This is a genomic window from Marinobacter sp. GH_1 (genome assembly GCF_048595985.1).
GTDB classification, from domain to species: Bacteria; Pseudomonadota; Gammaproteobacteria; order Pseudomonadales; family Oleiphilaceae; genus Marinobacter; species Marinobacter shengliensis.
The window spans coordinates 508,033-522,530 of record NZ_CP184460.1 but is presented as its reverse complement, the minus strand read 5'-3'; the positions used below and the strand labels follow the sequence as shown (position 1 = coordinate 522,530).

Here is a 14,498-nt window from a genome sequence, read left to right as displayed (position 1 = left end):
CCTCAATTGGTGCGATAGAACAACAAATCCCAGACTCCGTGGCCAAGATTTTCGCCACGCTTTTCGAATTTGGTGATCGGACGGTCATCCGGGCGCGGTGAGTAGCCGCCCTGCTCCTGAGTATTGGCGAACCCTTCCGAATCGTTCATCACTTCCAGCATGTGCTCGGCGTAGTTTTCCCAGTCTGTCGCCAGGTGCAGAATGCCACCAACGCGGAGTTTGTGACGAATCCTCTGAACAAAGTCGTGCTGGATCAGGCGACGTTTGTGGTGCTTTTTCTTGTGCCAGGGGTCCGGAAAGAACACCATCACACGGTCCAGGCTGGCATCTGGTAAGCACAAGTCGATGACGTCATTGGCGTCGATATTGTAAACGCGCACGTTCTCAAGTCCGCGATCCTCCACCTCTTTGAGCAAGGCTCCAACACCGGGCAAGTGCACTTCCACACCGATAAAGTCCTGCTCGGGGGCCGCTTCCGCCATATCCGCCAGGGATTTCCCCATGCCAAACCCAATCTCCAGATTCAGCATGTTGTCCCGGCCAAACACTTCCCTCGGGTCGATCATGCCGTTGTCGCGGGTCAGGCCGTACTTGGGCCAGCTGCGTTCATAGGCTTTTTTCTGACCCTCGGTCATCCGGCCCTGGCGCAAGACAAAACTGCGAACACCGCGGCGGGTGGTGATCGGGTTGTCGCCGGAGGCATCGTGCGTCTCATGCTGGTCAGTCATCTGTGGTCCTCAACCGTCAATGCGGATCTGATTTAGGGAACGTTACCCGCCAGTTTACCAGAGTAGACCGCCTCAAGCGGAGACAACCGAGCTTTGCCCCTGTTGACGGTCCAGTTGCCGGTAGCCGAGCGCTTCCATCAGATAGTTTCGGGTTACCGCTGGCTGGTCATCCAGGTCCGCCAGGGTGCGGGCCACTCGCAGAATCCGATGCAACGCCCGCGCAGACAACCCCAGTTTCTCCATGGCTCCGGACAGCAGTTTCTCGCTCTCCGCGTTCAGATGGCTGGCCTCGTGCAACGCCTTGCCAGCAAGGGCCGCATTGAGCACGCCCCGTTCTGACTGCCTGGCCCGGGCCCGTAGCACCCGTTCCCGGACGCTGGCGCTGGACTCTCCGGTTTCACCCGCCCCCAACAACACGCCCCCGGCCTGCACCGGCACTTCAACGTGCAGGTCAAACCGGTCCAGCAACGGCCCGGATATCCGGGAGCGATAGCGCATGACCTGCTGCGGCGTACACTGACACTCCATGGTCGGATGCCCACTGTAGCCGCACGGGCAAGGGTTCATAGCAGCAACCACCTGGAATCGGGCAGGAAAAGTGACCTGCCGTGCAGCCCGACTGATGGAAATTTCACCGGTTTCCATAGGTTCCCGCAATACCTCCAACACGCGGCGCTGGAACTCTGGCAACTCGTCAAGAAACAGTACGCCTCGATGGGCCAGGGAGATTTCTCCGGGCCTTGGGCTGCTACCACCTCCCACCAGCGCCACCGCCGAAGCGGTATGGTGCGGGGAGCGGAATGGAGCCTGCCGCCAACCACCGGGCTTGAGGGGGAGGCCGGCGACCGAATGCACACTGGCCACCTCCATGGCCGCGGCGTCGTCCAGGGCTGGCAGTATGCCGGGCAGCCGGCTGGCCAGCATGCTTTTGCCGGTGCCTGGCGGGCCAAACAGCAGAAGATTGTGCCCGCCGGCAGCCGCCACTTCCAGGGCCCGTCGGGGAACCTGCTGGCCCCGGACGTCCGCGAGGTCCAGCCCCTCGTCCCGGGGCCCGGCTTCTGGCTGGGCTCGAGCTACCGGGGATATCCGGGCGCGACCAGACAAATGCTCACAGACGGTCAGTATGTGGCTGGCGGCAAACACGTCATCATCGCTGGCCAGCGCGGCCTCTTCAGCATTGTCTTGGGGAAGCAACAGCGCGCGACCGGCGCCTCTTGCCGCCAGTACCGCCGGCAATACGCCTTTCAGGGGCCGTAATGCGCCATCCAGGGACAACTCGCCAATGAACTCGAGGTCTTTGAGACTTTCGGCGGGAATCTGCCCGGAAGCGGCGAGGATGCCAAGGGCGATGGGCAGGTCGAAGCGTCCACCCTCTTTGGGCAGGTCTGCGGGGGCCAGGTTAATGGTGATTCGACGGGCGGGGAATTCGAACCCGGCGTTGATCAAGGCACTGCGAACCCGGTCTTTGCTCTCACGCACACCGGTTTCCGGCAATCCAACAATCGACAGGGCCGGCAGTCCGCCAGACAGATGCACTTCAACAGTCACTGCCGGTGCAGACACACCGATACTGGCACGGGAATGGACAATAGCAAGCATGGCAACCTTCCTTGGCAATCAGTTTCTTACAAGGCCCGGCCGCTGCATCCTGCAGGCCGGGCCAGACCGGTCATTATGAGGACAGTTTCTGCTCGAGTTCGGCAACCCGCTTCTCAAGCGCTTCTACTTTTTCACGGGTTCTCATCAATACCGCCTGCTGGGCATCGAACTCTTCGCGGGTGACCAGTTCCAGCTTCGACATGACCGTCATCACCGTTGCTCTGGCCTGGGCCTCAAAATCGTCTTTCGCGGCCCGAGCCATATCCGGTACGAACTGGCCAAACTGGCCCTGTAACTGAGCAAAAAAGTCCTGTGGCCCTTTCATAAATCACCTCTGAGAGTCTCTGTTTCCCGACGCGGCAAAAGCCGTGGCTGAGTCGCTATCCGCTTTGGTGGGAGTGTATCACACCGCCGCCCCTGCCATACTGTGCCCTGTCCGCATTATAATGGTGGCGGATGGCAAACCCGGCCATGCTCTTTTTTGAGCCAAGGGCGGGCTCATCGCACCAGGTTGGTGCGCGTTATTGCGCCATTCTGGAACAAGATATAACCAACAAACTGATTTAAAACAATTTTTTTGCGTTGGCACACCCGATGCTAAAGCTCTCGTACGCAATCCGCACAATTGATGTGCGAGGTGGCAGCATCCCGAACTCAACAACCGGCCGCTGGCCCTCACTGTTGGGACGGCTTTACCAAGGAGAAAGCAATGAAACTTGTGACAGCGATCATCAAGCCTTTCAAATTGGATGATGTCCGTGAGGCACTATCCGAGATTGGCGTACAAGGCGTAACCGTCACTGAAGTCAAAGGCTTCGGTCGGCAAAAAGGCCACACAGAGCTCTACCGTGGCGCGGAATACGTGGTGGACTTCCTGCCCAAAGTCAAAGTGGAAATCGCCATTGGCGACAACCTGCTTGACCAGGTCATCGAAGCCATCACCAAGGCGGCCAATACCGGCAAAATCGGCGACGGCAAGATCTTCGTGACCGAACTGGCGCAAGCCATCCGGATTCGAACCGGCGAGACTGGCGAAGAAGCGGTCTGACAGCAGACTGACTCTGAAAAAAGCCAACGCAAAAAATTTATAACCTAAGAGCCTTGTGCGGAGGGCCTCCTATGGAAAGCACTGTTTTTGAAATACAGTACGCATTAGATACGTTTTACTTCCTCGTGTGTGGCGCATTGGTCATGTGGATGGCAGCAGGCTTTGCCATGCTCGAATCCGGCCTGGTGCGCTCAAAGAACACCACTGAAATCCTGACCAAGAACGTCGCCCTGTACGCCGTTGCCTGCACCATGTACATGGTCTGCGGCTACGCGATCATGTACGGTGGCGGTACCTTCCTGAGCGGCATTACTGGCATGGGCGTTGAAGAAGGCTTCGAGTATGAGGCTGCAGCAACCTACGCGCCATCCGCTGACTTCTTCTTCCAGGTGGTCTTTGTTGCCACGGCCATGTCCATCGTATCCGGTGCCGTGGCCGAGCGCATGAAGCTCTGGGCATTCCTGATCTTCGCGGTTGTGATGACCGGTTTCATCTACCCGATGGAAGGCGCCTGGACCTGGGGCGAAGCTGACGTCTTCGGCATGTATAACCTGGGCGATCTTGGCTTCAGTGACTTTGCCGGCTCCGGTATTGTTCACATGGCCGGTGCGGCTGCGGCCCTGGCTGGTGTGCTCCTGCTGGGTGCCCGTAAAGGCAAATACGGCCCGAACGGTGAGATCCGTGCCATTCCCGGCGCCAACCTGCCCCTCGCCACTCTGGGCACCTTCATCCTGTGGATGGGCTGGTTCGGCTTCAACGGTGGCTCGGTTCTGGCGACTGCATCTGCAGAATCCGCGAACGACGTCGCCATCGTATTCATGAACACCAACGCCGCAGCGGCTGGTGGCGGTCTCGCGGCTCTGATCCTTGCCCGACTGATGTTTGGCAAAGCTGACCTGACCATGCTCCTGAACGGTGCACTGGCTGGTCTGGTGACCATCACTGCCGGCCCGGACACCCCCACTCCGCTGCTGGCAACCATTTTCGGTGCCTTTGGTGGTCTGCTGGTGGTGGTGAGCATTGTGAGCCTGGACAAGCTGCGCATTGACGATCCAGTTGGTGCCATCTCCGTTCACGGCGTCTGCGGTCTGCTCGGCCTGCTGCTGGTGCCGGTTACTAACGGCGACGCCAGCTTCAGCGGCCAGATCATCGGTGCCATTACCATCTTTGTCTGGGTCTTCGTGACCAGCCTGATTGTCTGGAGCATTCTCAAGGCGGTCATGGGCATCCGGGTATCCGAAGAAGACGAGTACGAAGGTGTGGATTACTCCGAGTGTGGCATGGAAGCCTATCCAGAGTTTGTCAGCGGCAAGCAGTAAACCGGTCTGACAACCGCGGAAAACAAGAAGGGCGCCAAATGGCGCCCTTCTTGTTTCTGTTACTGGCGTCCCGTCACTAACAGACGCCCTGGAACAATTGGTCATCCGCGTGCCGCAGATACAACATCAATTCCATTTCCGCTTCGTGGACACTGTCAAATGGCCCCTGGATCGAGCCCTCGCGAGTCTGGAAAAACCACTGTCCGTTGACCAGCGAGAACCGCTCACTACGAAACCAGTGACGATCCTGTTCACCTTTGCGCGTTTCCATAACAACTCTTTTCACTCCGAACACAGCACGATGATCAATAAATGACCACACTGTTTCAGCATAGCTCAGAGTGCGAAGCTGTCTAATTTTTGTCAGGCCTCTTCGGGGCGCACCGCATCTTCCAGCGCATCCACCATAAACTGAGGCATCGCCAGGGCTCCATGGTGAATGCCGGCGTTGTAATAGCGGGTCACGAACGGGCGATTGTTGGCGTCTTCCTCACGGAAATACTTCAGCGGGTTATCCTTGCTACCCATGGTGCAGCTCCACCACCCGGTCGGGTAGACAGGCTGAGGGAACGGCAAAGTCTGTACGTGGCCGAAGCCGGCCTTCTGCATATCGCTGTGGATGTCTTTGATGATGCTGTCCGTGTGCAACAGCGGCGATTCACTTTGCTGCACAATAATGCCGCCCTCCCGAAGCGCCGCCATGGCGTCCCGGTAGAAATCCAGGGCAAACAAGCCTTCGGCGGGGCCCACCGGGTCGGTACTGTCGATAATCAGCAGGTCGATGCTGTTGGGCTCAATATCCCGCATCCACTTGATCCCGTCGCCAAAAAAGAAATTTGCCCGGGGGTCATTATTGGCCTCACACAGCTCCGGGAAGTATTTTTCCGACATGCGGGTAACCCGCTCGTCGATTTCCACCTGCCAGGCCTCCTCGACACCGGGGTGCTTGAGCACTTCCTTCAGGGTTCCGCAGTCTCCACCGCCCACTATCACCACTTTCTTCGGGTTCTTGTGAGTGAACAACGCCGGGTGGGTCATCATCTCGTGGTACAGAAAGTTGTCACGGGTGGTCAGCATCACGCAACCGTCCAGCACCATCAGGTTGCCAAAGGTTTCCGTTTCATAGATTTCCAGCTTCTGGAACGGCGTCTGCTCTTCGTGCAGCTTGCGCTTGACCTGCAGGGAAAATGCCGTGCCCTGATCCTGGAACACCTCGGTAAACCAGCCTTCGTTCAATACCGTCATCTGTACCTCCCATTCATTGCGCCACCACGGGGTCGGGGCCTGTTCAAAGGGGCGTATTGTAGGGGGCCCAAGGCCATAGCCAAAGTACTATTCCCCCTCGCCGCCCCGTATTTTTCACATTTCAGGCCACTCGTGGCCTGGCAATGCTTTCGATCCGGCCTGTCAGGTCCTACAATGCAGCCTGACAACGGCCTGCGGGCCATTCCGGTTTCCTGACAGGATAGCAACAATGCCTGAAACCACAGCCTTACCTGCCCACAAGGTTTATAACATCGCTCACTGGAGTGATGGCTACATCGCGGTGACTCCCCGGGGTGAAGTCGAGATCTGCCCGGACCGGGGGCGGACCGCAGCCCACATCAACCTTCCTGACCTGACCCGGTCTCTGGCCGAGTCCGGGGTTGCCCTGCCGGTACTGATCCGTTTTACCGACATACTGCACGACCGGGTGAACAAGCTTTGCGGCGCCTTCAACAAGGTGACCGCCGAACAGGGCTACAAGGGCCGCTATACCGCGGTCTACCCGATCAAAGTGAACCAGCAGCGACGGGTTGTGGAAGAGCTGTTGGCGGCACAACCCGCCGCCTCGGCCGGACAGGTCGGGCTCGAAGCCGGCAGCAAGCCGGAATTGATGGCGGTATTGGCCCTTGCCCCCAAAGCGGGGTCAGTGATTGTCTGCAACGGCTATAAAGACCGTGAGTATATCCGCCTGGCCCTGATCGGCCAGAAGCTGGGCCACCGGGTGTTTATCGTGGTGGAGAAGCAATCGGAACTGCCTCTGATACTGGAAGAGGCCGAGCGTCTTGAGGTATCACCCCTGATTGGCGTGCGGGCACGATTGGCCACCATTGGCAAAGGTAACTGGCAGAACACCGGCGGTGAAAAATCCAAGTTCGGGTTGTCCGCCAGCCAGGTTCTGGATGTGGTGAATACCCTTAAACAGGCTGGCGCTCTGGGTACCCTGCAGCTGCTGCACTTCCACCTGGGTTCACAAATTGCCAACATCCGCGATATCCAGACCGGCCTGAAGGAATGCGCCCGTTTCTACACGGAACTGCACCAGTTGGGCGCACCCGTCGGTACCGTGGATATCGGCGGCGGCCTGGGCGTGGACTATGAGGGCACCCGCTCCCGCAGCAGCTGCTCAATGAATTACAGCGTGTTTGAATACGCCTATAACGTGGTGCATGTGCTGCAAGCCGAATGCGATCGCCAGGGCATTCCCCACCCGGACCTGATCAGTGAATCCGGCCGGGCCCTGACAGCCCACCACTCGGTTCTGGTCACCAACGTGATTGATCGGGAATCTCCAGACCATCGGGAAGTCACTGAACCTGAAGCAGACGCTCCAGCACCACTGCATGACCTTTGGCGCGACCTTCTCAGCCTGCAGGATGATCACTCACCCCGGTCGCTGGCCGAGATTTACCACGATGTGCTGCATGCGATGAACGATGTCCACGCCCAGTTCGCCCATGGTCTGCTGTCACTCAGCGAGCGAGCGCAGGCCGAAACCCTCTACACCACCTGCTGCCGCCTGCTTCGGGTTCAGCTGGACAGTGGCAGTCGGGCGCACCGGGAAATCATCGATGAACTCAACGAAAAGCTCGCTGAAAAGCTCTTTGTTAACTTTTCCCTGTTCCAGTCCCTGCCGGATGTCTGGGGCATCGACCAGATTTTCCCGGTGATGCCGATCAATGGCCTGAACCGCCCGCTGAGCCGGCGCGCGGTGATTCAGGACATTACCTGTGATTCGGACGGCCGGATTGACCAGTACGTGGACGGCCAGGGCATCGAAACTACCCTGGCATTGCCGGAGGAGAAAGAGGGCGAGCCACTGCTGATGGGGTTCTTCATGACCGGCGCCTATCAGGAGATCCTGGGAGACATGCACAACCTGTTCGGCGATACCCACTCGGTGGATGTGCGGCTGAACAACCGGGGCGAGTATGACATTGGCAAGCCCATTACCGGCGACACCGTCGCCAAGGTGCTTCGTTACGTCAACTTTGAACCGGAGAACCTGATCAAGTCCTACCAGGATAAGTTTGCCGCCAGCAACCTGGATAAACCCACACAGGACCGATTACTGGACGAACTGAAAGCCGGTCTTGAGGGCTACACTTACCTGGAGGAGTAGCCCTCAATCACCGTCGGTCTGGTGCAATCTGCGCCAGGCCGAGGGTGAAATCCCCTCCCATTTGCGAAAGGCTCGGCCAAAATTGGATGGGTCGCTGTAACCCAGGTGTTCCGCAATGTCGTCGATACTCAGGGGTGAGTGTCGCCTTAGACAATCCAGCGCACGTTGATGGCGCACGGTTTCCTGTAGCAGCTGGAAACGGGCGCCTTCTGCAGCCAGCTGGCGCCGGAGAGTGCGAGCAGACACATGTAACTGCCCGGCCACATCCTCCAGACTCAGCAGGCGGCCGTCACGAACCGATTCCAGCATCCTGACCACTCGTTCCGTTACTGAGGTGGATGCCTCCATCTGCCGCATTTCTTCCTCGCATTGAGCTTCAGCCACGCGACGAGCCACAGGATTGGACAAGGATAACGGCAGGCTCAGAAACTGCTTTTGGAAGCGGAGCTGGTTAACACCGGTGCAGAAACTCACGGCATTGCCAAACATCGGCTGGTAAGGCCTCACATTGGCTGGTTGCTCGTAGTCCACCAGGCACCGCCCGCCCTCCAACAACCGCTGACCAAACAGCAAGTTGTTCACTTCCATCAGGGAAGCCAGGACCACCTCGATGTTGAAACGATGTAAATCCCGGGTGTCGTGCTTGATATCGAGCTGAATGACAGCTTCATCGCCTTCGATAAAAAACGACAGGGCCATGTAGGCAAAACGAATCCGAAAATATTTGATCAACACCCGCAGCGCCTGCTCGAGGGTGTCGCAGCTGATGGCGGCCTGAGACAGCGCACCATGGGCGGTAAATTTCAGGCGCCGGCCAAACTCCAGCCCCAGGCTGTCGTCCTTGCAGCGAACAAAGGCTTGACGACACAGCTCCGTGAACTGGTCCAGGGTAATGAAATTATCCGGGTGACCCAGTTGTGGCTGGCGGATACCGGCAGCGCTGACCAGCTCTTGCTGGGCAACGCCCCGCTCCTCTGCCAGCTGGCAAAGAATCTCTGCGTAATGGGCCCGGATAACAGGCAGGGTGCCACCAGAAAGCAGTGCGTTCATGGTTTGAACTTTGAGTCGTTATTATGGTTGTCAGACTAGCGCCTGCTCTGGGATCCGGCAATCACTCCACTGACACAACTCCGCCGACAATGCGGCCAGATTTTTTTCACCCAAGGCAATCCACTTCTTGCAGCCTCCCGTAAATAACCCAACTGACAAACCAGCGGCGAGTGCCTAGAATGATGACTGTAATCAGCTCAACTCATGCGACTGTCAAGGAGCGTCCGGTGACCACACTGGATCAGCAACCAGCCAAAGCCGAGGGCCGGAAGGACCCTTGGGGTGTCTTGCTGGAAAAAGTAGGCAAACACCAGGATAGAGCTGCATACCACGCTTTGTTCGAACACTTTGCGCCGCAGATAAAGTACTACGCGATTTCTAACGGCATGGCCAGCCACGCCGAGGAACTGGTGCAGGAGGTGTTCATTTCCATCTGGCGCCGCTCCTGCCTGTATGACTGGCGTAAGGCTGCGGCGTCTACCTGGATCTTTACCATTGCCCGTAACCAGCGGATTGATATGCTGCGGAAAATGCAGCGAACCAGCGCTGAAATGGCCGTGGAAACCGAGGATCTGTGGCAGATTCCTGGCGATAACGAGGATGAACCGGTGACCTCCCTGCACCGTTTGATGTCGGAGCGCCGGATTCGTGAGTCACTCAGCCAGTTACCGGAAGAGCAGATTACCGTCATCGCTAAGGTGTACATGGAGCACAAATCTCACCAGATGGTGGCAGATGAACTTCAGATCCCCTTGGGAACCGTGAAGAGCCGGGTACGCCTGGCACTGAACAAGTTAAAAGTGATTTTGCAGGATCAGAACGTATGACACGGCACCACCCCGACAGTCTCAGCCTGATGGAATATAGCGCTGGCAATCTGACTGAGCCCCATGCTCTGTGCATCCGGCTGCATCTTGAGCAGTGCCCACACTGTCGGAGCCGGGTGGACACCCTGAACAGCCTGGGCGCGGTGATGATGGAACAGCAGCCGAAGGTTACTGTGTCGGACAGCAGTTTCGAGCAGTTGATGGCGCGCATTGACTCAACCCCCCAGGATACTTCAACGGGTGTGCAGGCACCGCGATTGAGCCCGCTACAGAAGTTGCTTGGTCAGGACATCAACGAGCTGCCCTGGAAACGTCAGCTGGGCGATGTCAGCATACTGGATATTTCAGAAAAATTTCCCGGCCAGGGCGAGCGGGTGGTACTGCAGAAACTGGTGGCAGGCGGCAAGGCCCCGGCCCACACTCACCGCGGTGATGAGACAACGATCGTACTGCAGGGTGCATTCGCCGACCAGAAGGGCGTATTCAACCAATGGGATTTCGTGGTGTTGAATGAGCAGGACGAGCACAGGCCCGTTGCCGTCGGGTGTGAAGACTGCATTACGCTGTCTGTGCTCAGCGCCCCGGTTAAGCTGACGGGCACCTTCACCAGGATGCTGAACCCGTTTATTCGGTAAGTCTTTCGACCAGGCCGTTGGATACACGGAGGCAAGTTGCCTCCGTTTTTTATGGCGACTGAAAACCCGTCACTGCAATCCAGTCATGGTTTAATTGACTTGGGCGCCCATCCCCCTAAACTGGTCCATAGAAGGTAACAACTCCAGCCCCATTCAAAACGCAACAGCTGACACATGCCCGACATCATCGTCATGTTTTTCCTGCTCGGCCTGGTAGCAGGAACCGTCAAATCTGACCTGTCCATTCCACGAGAAGCCTACGACATTCTCAGCCTGCTGCTGATGCTCACCATTGGCCTGAAAGGCGGAATGGCCCTGTACGGGAACCTGGCACCAGGCCTGCTCCTGGAGATGCTTGCGGTAGCAGGCCTGGGTTTTGCGTTACCCCTGCTGATGATCCCGATCCTGCGTTATGGCGTCGGCCTGTCAATCGCCGACACCGCCAGTTTTGCCGCCCACTATGGCTCGGTCAGTGCAGGCACTTTTGCCGTCGCCCTGGCGTGGGTTGAAACTCGCGGCCTCAGCTCCGGCGGCCAGGTCACGCTCTATCTGGTGCTTCTGGAGTTACCTGCCATCATGGTCGGGCTCTGGTTCTACAGACGTTTTGGCAAACGCACCGGCGATGCCAAGGGCACGCCGCTCTGGCAGGAAACCCTGACCAACCGAAGCGTTATCCTACTGGTGGGCGGCGTGGTCATTGGAGCGCTTTACGGGCCAGGACAGGGCACCGGCGTCACCGCCCCCCTGACCAGCGCCTTTTCCGTCATTCTGTCGCTGTTCCTGCTGGAGATGGGGCTGGTGGCCGCCGAAACCCTGCGCAACCTGAAGCTGATCCACTGGAGAATCGTACTATTCGGGCTTGCAATGCCCCCCGTGCTGTCGGTGGCGGGGCTAACGGTGGGCACCCTGCTCGGGCTCGACACCGGCTCTATCGTCATCCTCGCCACCCTCACCGCCAGTGCGTCCTACATCGCCGCACCGGTGGCGATTCGCCACGCCGTTCCCGATGCCAATATCGGCCTGGCCATGCTGGCTTCCCTGGGCGTCACCTTTCCATTCAATGTGCTCGTCGGCATCGGGCTTTATTACTCCATGCTCAGCTGGGCGGTGCCGCTATAGTGTCCCGCATGGCGCCGCCTACCAGGGTAACTCCGAACCATCCCAACTGAAGAATCGACCGTTACTGCTGTCGTCCAGGGCGCCCAATACCCGGATCAGGTTATCAGCCGTCTGCAAGGGCTTATGTACCGTCAGTTTGGACAGTGACTGGCTGAACGGTGAACTCAGGGCCGACTCGGTGGTCCCCGGATGCAGCGCCACGCAGGCAATGGGCTTGCACCGGCGAGGCAGTTCGATGGAAAGATTCCGCACCAGCATATTCAGGGCGGCTTTTGAACTCCGATAAGCATACCAGCCGCCAAACCCGTTATCGGATATCGACCCCACCTTGGCCGAGATGGCCGCCACGCGCTTGAACTCACGATGCCGCAGCCAGGGCAGCAGGGCCTGGATCAGCAAGGTAAATCCGGTGGCGTTGACCGCGAAAGCGCGGGCCATGTTAGCGGCCGTCACGTCTTCCAATCGCTTCTCGGGAAAAAGCCGGTCGTCATGCAGCAGGCCAGCGGCGTAAATCACCGTGACGATCGGGCCGGAACCGTCCAATGCCGTTTTCAACTCGGCTTTATCAAGCCGCTGCTCATCTTCCGCATCCCAGGCCAGCAATCTCACACCGGGATGATTTCTGAGATCGTCCGGTGCCCGCTGAGGATCGCGGCACAGACCAATGACGGCCTGTTCCGGGCAAGTCTCCAGATAGCGTTTTGCCAACGCCGCACCAATTGCACCGGATATACCGGCAATCACGATCGTCATTCCCACGCCCTTCCACTATCAATGGATACCATGCCGGTGATACGAAAATTCAATGCCTTCGGGCCACCAGCCAGCAAACCAAAAAATTCAAACGCTCGTATGAAGAGACACTTCCGGATTGAAACAACGACATCCGGCAGTCATTCAGACTGCTATATCCAAACAGGAGAGTATCCATGCAATACCAGGCACCAGCGAACGATCTTCGCTTTCTGTTGTTTGATGTGTTGGGCGCAGACAAACTGCACGAACTGGAAAAGTACGCCGATGCGACTCCGGATCTAATTTCGGCGGTGATCGATGAAGCCGGCAAACTGGCGGCAGAGGTCATCCAGCCTACCAACCAGGTGGGCGACCGCCAGGGTTGCAGCTACGATCCGGAAACCAAATCGGTCAAGACACCTGACGGCTTCAAAGAGGCCTACCGGAAGTTTGTGGAAGGTGGCTGGACCGCCCTGGATGCACCACTGGAATTCGGCGGGCAGGGCCTGCCCCACACTCTGAAGTTTGTCGTGGACGAAATGGTGTGCTCCACCAACCTGTCCCTGGGCATGTACCCGGGCTTGACCCACGGCGCCATCAGCGCCCTGTACGCGCATGGCTCCGAGGAGTTGAAGCAGACTTATCTGGAAAAACTGATTTCCGGCGAGTGGACCGGCACCATGTGTCTGACCGAGCCCCAGTGCGGCACCGATCTGGGCCTGATCCGCACCAAGGCCACACCCAATGACGACGGCAGCTATGCCATCGAGGGCACCAAGATCTGGATCACCGGCGGTGAGCACGACCTGGTCGACAACATCGTGCACCTGGTGCTGGCCAAGTTGCCGGGCGCACCGGACACCACCAAGGGCATCTCCCTGTTTGTGGTACCCAAGTTCCTGCCGGATTCCGGCGAGCGCAACCCGGCCTTCTGTGGTGGCCTTGAGCACAAGATGGGCATCAAAGGCTCCGCCACCTGCGTAATGAATTTTGAAGGCGCCAAAGGCTGGCTGGTGGGCGAGCCCAACAAGGGTATGAGCGCCATGTTCACCATGATGAACGAAGCCCGGCTGATGGTGGGCATGCAGGGCCTTGGTCTGGCCGAAATGGCGTACCAGGAAAGCCTGGCCTTTGCCAGGGAACGCCTGCAAAGCCGTTCCCTGAGCGGCCCCAAGAACCCGAACGGCCCGGCTGACGCGATCATTGTGCACCCGGACGTACGCCGCATGCTGATGCGCCAGAAGGTGCTGAACGAAGGCATGCGTGCGCTGGCGCTGTTCACTGGCCACCAGCTGGATCTTTCCGTGGCGCACCCGGATGACAGCGTGCGTGAAAACGCCGATGACCTGGTACAGCTGCTGACCCCGGTGGTCAAAGCCTTCCTGACCGACGAAGGCTACAACAACGCCAACTGGGGTCAGCAGGTTCTGGGTGGCTCTGGCTTCACCCAGGACTGGCCGCTGGAGCAACTGGTCCGGGACGGCCGAATTGCCCGCATCTATGAGGGTACCAACGGTATCCAGGCCATGGATCTGGTGGGTCGGAAGCTGTCCCTCAAGGGTGGCCAGCTGGTTCGCGCCCTGTTCGCAGAGCTGACCGGTTACCTGAAGGAAAACCCGGAGGCACCGTACCGCGAAGAGCTCAAGGGGGCGTTGAAGAGCCTGGAGCAGGCCACCCTGTGGCTGGCCCAGAATGCACCGAAAGATCCGGAACAGGCCGGCGCTGCCGCCACCCCGTACCTGCGGATTATGGCCCTGACCGTCATCGGTTATCTGTGGTCCCGCATGGCCGGCGTCGCAGGCCAGCAGCTGCAACTTGGCGAGGGCAACAAGCCGCTGCTCGAAGGCAAGCAGGTGTCTGCCCGCTATTACTTCGAGAAGCTGATGCCAGAGGTGGACTGGCTGCTGAAAGACATCCAGACCGGCAAAGACAGCCTGATGGCAATTGAAGACGAGCACTGGGTGGCTTAAACGGCAATACCGGTCTGGCCAAAATGGCTGGCCGAAAATGACCGACAGTTGGCAACTTCTGACCTTCTTAAAGACAGATCAGA

The 14,498-nt window shown here is 58.4% G+C and carries 14 protein-coding genes; 7 read left to right on the top strand and 7 right to left on the bottom strand.

The window, feature by feature from the left end:
- Positions 1-2: 2 nt before the first annotated feature.
- The 3 genes from trmB to ACNSOI_RS02385 all read right to left on the bottom strand — a co-directional run bounded on the left by trmB (position 3) and on the right by ACNSOI_RS02385 (position 2,652).
- Positions 3-728, bottom strand: coding sequence for a tRNA (guanosine(46)-N7)-methyltransferase TrmB (trmB, locus tag ACNSOI_RS02395; protein ID WP_061332551.1), 726 nt, complete (start codon positions 726-728; stop codon positions 3-5).
- A 72-nt stretch (positions 729-800) separates the two neighbouring features.
- Complete coding sequence (locus ACNSOI_RS02390; protein ID WP_230713404.1) at positions 801-2,327, bottom strand: YifB family Mg chelatase-like AAA ATPase; 1,527 nt, start codon at positions 2,325-2,327, stop codon at positions 801-803.
- Between the two features lie 73 nt (positions 2,328-2,400).
- Complete coding sequence (locus ACNSOI_RS02385) at positions 2,401-2,652, bottom strand: accessory factor UbiK family protein (protein WP_061332549.1); 252 nt, start codon at positions 2,650-2,652, stop codon at positions 2,401-2,403.
- A gap of 384 nt (positions 2,653-3,036) precedes the next feature.
- Between ACNSOI_RS02385 and glnK the strand changes: the two genes are divergently transcribed.
- The gene (glnK, locus tag ACNSOI_RS02380; RefSeq protein WP_058091350.1) at positions 3,037-3,375 is read left to right on the top strand and encodes a P-II family nitrogen regulator; all 339 of its coding nucleotides are present in this window, start codon (positions 3,037-3,039) and stop codon (positions 3,373-3,375) included.
- 71 nt (positions 3,376-3,446) lie between these two features.
- Positions 3,447-4,694 carry an ammonium transporter gene (locus ACNSOI_RS02375; RefSeq protein ID WP_152437201.1) on the top strand — a complete coding sequence of 416 codons (1,248 nt, stop codon included), beginning with the start codon at positions 3,447-3,449 and terminating at the stop codon, positions 4,692-4,694.
- Between the two features lie 76 nt (positions 4,695-4,770).
- Here ACNSOI_RS02375 and ACNSOI_RS02370 read toward each other — a convergent pair whose 3' ends face one another.
- Together ACNSOI_RS02370 and speE are read right to left on the bottom strand one after the other, a co-directional pair.
- The gene (locus ACNSOI_RS02370) at positions 4,771-4,965 is read right to left on the bottom strand and encodes a DUF6316 family protein (RefSeq protein ID WP_061332547.1); all 195 of its coding nucleotides are present in this window, start codon (positions 4,963-4,965) and stop codon (positions 4,771-4,773) included.
- Positions 4,966-5,057: 92 nt separating this feature from the next.
- The gene (gene speE / locus ACNSOI_RS02365) at positions 5,058-5,939 is read right to left on the bottom strand and encodes a polyamine aminopropyltransferase (protein WP_061332546.1); all 882 of its coding nucleotides are present in this window, start codon (positions 5,937-5,939) and stop codon (positions 5,058-5,060) included.
- Positions 5,940-6,168: 229 nt separating this feature from the next.
- Between speE and speA the strand changes: the two genes are divergently transcribed.
- The gene (gene speA / locus ACNSOI_RS02360; protein WP_420195051.1) at positions 6,169-8,079 is read left to right on the top strand and encodes a biosynthetic arginine decarboxylase; all 1,911 of its coding nucleotides are present in this window, start codon (positions 6,169-6,171) and stop codon (positions 8,077-8,079) included.
- Between the two features lie 3 nt (positions 8,080-8,082).
- Here speA and ACNSOI_RS02355 read toward each other — a convergent pair whose 3' ends face one another.
- On the bottom strand, positions 8,083-9,129 hold the full coding sequence (locus ACNSOI_RS02355) for an AraC family transcriptional regulator (RefSeq protein WP_420195050.1): 1,047 nt from the start codon (positions 9,127-9,129) through the stop codon (positions 8,083-8,085).
- Positions 9,130-9,356: 227 nt separating this feature from the next.
- Here ACNSOI_RS02355 and ACNSOI_RS02350 point away from each other — a divergent pair, with 227 nt between their 5' ends.
- The 3 genes from ACNSOI_RS02350 (at position 9,357) to ACNSOI_RS02340 (ending at position 11,710) form a co-directional block, all read left to right on the top strand.
- Complete coding sequence (locus ACNSOI_RS02350; protein ID WP_061332542.1) at positions 9,357-9,956, top strand: sigma-70 family RNA polymerase sigma factor; 600 nt, start codon at positions 9,357-9,359, stop codon at positions 9,954-9,956.
- Entirely contained in the window at positions 9,953-10,591 is a 639-nt protein-coding gene (locus ACNSOI_RS02345; RefSeq protein WP_420195049.1) for a ChrR family anti-sigma-E factor, read from the top strand. Before ACNSOI_RS02350 ends, ACNSOI_RS02345 begins: the two co-directional genes overlap by 4 nt.
- A gap of 174 nt (positions 10,592-10,765) precedes the next feature.
- Positions 10,766-11,710, top strand: a complete 945-nt coding sequence (locus ACNSOI_RS02340; RefSeq protein WP_420195048.1) for a sodium-dependent bicarbonate transport family permease — start codon at positions 10,766-10,768, stop codon at positions 11,708-11,710.
- A gap of 18 nt (positions 11,711-11,728) precedes the next feature.
- On the opposite strand, the gene ACNSOI_RS02335 is transcribed toward ACNSOI_RS02340, so the two are convergent.
- On the bottom strand, positions 11,729-12,463 hold the full coding sequence (locus ACNSOI_RS02335) for an SDR family oxidoreductase (RefSeq protein ID WP_152437196.1): 735 nt from the start codon (positions 12,461-12,463) through the stop codon (positions 11,729-11,731).
- A gap of 176 nt (positions 12,464-12,639) precedes the next feature.
- Here ACNSOI_RS02335 and ACNSOI_RS02330 point away from each other — a divergent pair, with 176 nt between their 5' ends.
- A complete protein-coding gene (locus tag ACNSOI_RS02330) occupies positions 12,640-14,415 on the top strand; it encodes an acyl-CoA dehydrogenase C-terminal domain-containing protein (RefSeq protein WP_420195047.1) in 1,776 nt (591 codons plus the stop codon).
- Positions 14,416-14,498: the final 83 nt, after the last annotated feature.